The sequence below is a fragment of the Halogeometricum sp. CBA1124 genome (assembly GCF_009741955.1).
Lineage (GTDB): Archaea > Halobacteriota > Halobacteria > Halobacteriales > Haloferacaceae > Halogeometricum > Halogeometricum rufum.
Genome location: NZ_WPCD01000309.1, coordinates 1 through 2,585 on the forward strand (window position 1 = coordinate 1; position 2,585 = coordinate 2,585).

A 2,585-nucleotide genomic window follows, 5' to 3' on the forward strand; every position below is an offset into this window, starting at 1 on the left:
ACGTCGGTTCTGCGTCCTCTTCTTCGGCGTCGGCCTCGTCCGCGGCCGCCTCGTCGGCGGCGTCGGCGGTGGCCTCGGCGACTTCTTCTTCCGTCGTCTCGGCCGCCGTCGTCTCGGAGTCGTCGCCGGCCGCTTCGGCCTCTGCGACGTCGTCTTCGACGACTTCGACCGCTTCGTTATCGTTGTCTGTCATACTGCGTCGTCCGCGATGCGGATGAGTTCGTTGAGCTTGGCGGTTCGCTCGCCCTGGACCGTCCCCGTCTTGATGAAGGCGGCGTCGGTCGCGACGGCGAGGTGTGCGATGGTGGTGTCCTCCGTCTCGCCCGACCGGTGGGAGATGACGGCGTCGTACCCGTTCCGGACGGCGAGTTCGACCGCGTCGAACGCGTCCGAGAGCGAGCCGATCTGGTTCGGCTTGATGAGGATGGAGTTGCGGCGCCGGCGTCGATGCCCTCCTGCAGGCGTTCGACGTTCGTGACGAACAGGTCGTCGCCGCAGATGAGCGTCTGCTCACCCACGCGGTCGGTCAACTCGGCGAAGCCCTCGTAGTCGTCCTCGTCGAGGGGGTCCTCGACGTAGACGAGGTCGTACTCCGCGACCATGTCGGCGACGTAGTCCACCTGTTCGGCGGTGGACTTCACGTCGTCGCCGTAGACGTAGCCGCCCTCGTCCTCGTCGTACAGTTCGGCGGCCGCCATGTCGAGGCCGAACCCGATTTCGAAGCCGAGTTCGTCGGACACGTCGGAGACGGCCTGGTCGACGACGTCGAACGCCTCGCGTCCGAGATGGGCGGTGCCCACGCACCCTCGTCGCCCTTCGCGGCGGGGGTTCCGTTCTCGTCGAGAATCTCCGACACGCGCGCGTGGACCGCGGCGTTGGCGAAGACGGCCTCGGAGACGCTCGGCGCGCCGACGGGCGCGGCGAGGAACTCCTGGATGTGAGTGGCCTCCTTGGCGTGTTCGCCGCCGCCGACGACGTTGCCGAGCGGAACCGGGAAGTTCTCGCCGCGGAACGCGCCGCCGAGATGCTGGTACAGGGGTGCGCCGAGCACGTCTGCGCCGGCCTTGGCGGCCGCCATCGAGATGGCGACTGCGCTGTTGGCACCGATTTCGGAGAAGTTGTCCGTGCCGTCCGCGGCGCGGAGCGCCCCGTCCACTTCGCGCTGGTTCCCGGCGTGTACCTCGTCGACGAGGCGCGGGATGGCGTGGCGCCGGGCGGCCGCGATGGCCTCCGACGGCGGCAGTTCGATGGCTTCGTACTCGCCCGTGCTCGCCCCGCTGGGGGCGGCCGCGCGGCCGAACCCGCCGGACTGAGTGAGCACGTCCGCCTCGACGGTCGGGTTGCCCCGGGAGTCGAGGACGCGTCGAAGTCTAACGTCGGTGATGAGCGTCATTTTTTACCCTCTCGTTTGACCGTGAACGGCAGCACACCTGCGTCGTACTCCTCGGCCGCGATGAGGATGGGCTCGCTCTGGTCCGTGTCGAGCAGGACCGGCGCGCCGTACGACACCTGCAGCGCTCGCGCGCCGAGGATGCGTGCCTTCTCGTATCGGTTGTAGCGCTGGTGCATTATTGGTAGGGGGCGACGACGTCCACGAGGTCCTTGTGCGAGACCATCATGCGCCGGCAGCAGTGACGCTCGACGCCGAGCTCGTCGAGGACCTTCGCCGGGTCCTCGTCACCGTCGCGGGCGCGCGCTTTGAACTCGTCCCAGTGTTCACCGACGACGTTGCCGCACGTGAAACACCGGACGGGAATCATCATAGCTGAATCACCTCAGCGGTAGGACTTCTGGTAGCGTGCTCGGGCGCCCGGTCCGCCCCACTTCTTGGCCTCGGACTGACGAACGTCGTTGACGAGCAACGAGCGGTCGAAGTCCATGTAGGCGTCGCGGAGTTCGGCGTCGTTGAGATGCTGCACCAGCCCGCGCGCGATGGCGGTTCGCGTCGCGTCTGCCTGGCCGGCGAAGCCGCCGCCGGAGACGCTGACGTCGATGTCGACCTGCGAACGGAGGTCCTCGCCGGCGATGCGGAACGGCTCCAGCATCTTCAGGCGGGCCATCTCCGGTTCGGTCAGTTCGACTGGCCGGGAGTTGATACGGACGCGACCCTCACCGTCGCGCACGGTTGCGCGAGCGATGGCGGTCTTCTTCTTCCCTGAGGTGTTCGTTACCATGTGACGTTAGCACCGAGGTTCTCGGAGACCTCTCCGAGCGAGATGAACTTGATGTTCGACAGGCGGTCCAGCGAGGTGTCGTCGAGGACGTCGCCGTCCTCGTCGAACGGGTTGCCGACGTAGACGCGGACGTCGAGAGCGCCTCACGACCCTTGTCGGTCTTGTACGGGACCATCCCGCGCACGGCGCGCTTGAAGATGCGGTCCGGACGCTTGGGGTAGTACGGTCCCTGGTCCGAACCCACCTCGACGCGCTTGCGGTAGACGCTCATCACGTCGTCTTCGGAGCCGGTGACGACGGTGTCTTCCGCGTTGACGATGGCCACCTTCTCGCCGGCGAGCGCCTTCTGGGCGACTTCGCTGGCGACGCGGCCGAGGATGCAGTTTCGGGCGCGACGACGACGTCCGCGTC

Annotated in this window: 3 protein-coding genes and 3 pseudogenes; all 6 read right to left on the reverse strand. The window is 67.5% G+C overall.

All coding sequences use genetic code 11. From position 1 onward, the window contains the following. Nucleotides 1-193 (reverse strand): annotated as a pseudogene (locus GJ632_RS20820) (30S ribosomal protein S2); the annotation flags it as partial. Then, a pseudogene (gene eno / locus GJ632_RS20825) lies at nt 190-1,393 on the reverse strand (phosphopyruvate hydratase). The pseudogenes GJ632_RS20820 and eno, both read right to left, overlap by 4 nt. Next, on the reverse strand, nt 1,390-1,572 hold the full coding sequence (locus GJ632_RS20830; RefSeq protein ID WP_177232646.1) for a DNA-directed RNA polymerase subunit K: 183 nt from the start codon (nt 1,570-1,572) through the stop codon (nt 1,390-1,392). The pseudogene eno and the gene GJ632_RS20830 overlap by 4 nt, the downstream one beginning before the upstream one ends. Further along, a complete protein-coding gene (locus GJ632_RS20835; RefSeq protein ID WP_089807490.1) occupies nt 1,569-1,763 on the reverse strand; it encodes a DNA-directed RNA polymerase subunit N in 195 nt (64 codons plus the stop codon). The genes GJ632_RS20830 and GJ632_RS20835 overlap by 4 nt, the downstream gene beginning before the upstream one ends. A gap of 12 nt (nt 1,764-1,775) precedes the next feature. Beyond that, a complete protein-coding gene (locus tag GJ632_RS20840) occupies nt 1,776-2,174 on the reverse strand; it encodes a 30S ribosomal protein S9 (RefSeq protein ID WP_089807488.1) in 399 nt (132 codons plus the stop codon). Beyond that, nucleotides 2,168-2,585: pseudogene (locus GJ632_RS20845) on the reverse strand (50S ribosomal protein L13); the annotation flags it as partial. The pseudogene GJ632_RS20845 and the gene GJ632_RS20840, both read right to left, overlap by 7 nt.

Excerpts from the sequence above, each read along its gene's own strand:
- GJ632_RS20835 (WP_089807490.1), bottom strand. The coding sequence starts at position 1,763 with ATGATGATTCCCGTCCGGTGTTTCACGTGCGGCAACGTCGTCGGTGAA.
- GJ632_RS20840 (WP_089807488.1), bottom strand. The coding sequence starts at position 2,174 with ATGGTAACGAACACCTCAGGGAAGAAGAAGACCGCCATCGCTCGCGCA.